1 protein-coding gene is annotated in these 470 nt (G+C 26.0%); it reads right to left on the bottom strand.

All coding sequences use genetic code 11. The features are described from left to right. Positions 1–120 precede the first annotated feature (120 nt). Positions 121–470: hypothetical protein (locus KH893_RS11965; RefSeq protein WP_281166300.1), on the bottom strand; the 350-nt coding region annotated here is incomplete at its 5' end.

The following is a 470-nucleotide window of genomic DNA, read 5'->3' as shown; positions in this document are numbered from 1 at the left end:
GCTTGATACTTTTTATTCAACGATAATTATTTGAGATTGAAATTGTTTCATCTTTTTAATTTTTATTGTTTTTTTAAATCTGTGTTAGTTTTGATAAGTATCTGAAATTTCGCAGATCTATTAACTTTCAAACATAGAATATAGCAAACGTTTATCAATATTAATTTTGAATTTATTAGAATAAATTATTTCTCCAGTGACTAAACGAGCTATAAAAACAAAGTTTGTTTTTGAATAGTCTAAACTAGAAAACTTTGTTGAAATAGATTTCCTAACCGTTGAAAAGCCGATATCCACAAAAAAGCTATCCAAACCATCTAATGAAAACGGAAAATAAACTATTTTATTACCAGTCTTGTTGAAACGTTCGCCTTCAATAAGAAGTGTCCTGATATTTAAAGCTATTTTATTTTTTGGAATTATTTTTTTGCTTTCCAATCTTGGATCGACAATTAAATAGAGTCTATCAA

The organism is Liquorilactobacillus sicerae (assembly GCF_029916425.1).
Lineage (GTDB): Bacteria > Bacillota > Bacilli > Lactobacillales > Lactobacillaceae > Liquorilactobacillus > Liquorilactobacillus sicerae.
The sequence above is the reverse complement of the archived record's forward strand: the minus strand, read 5'-3'. Positions and strand labels throughout refer to the sequence as shown.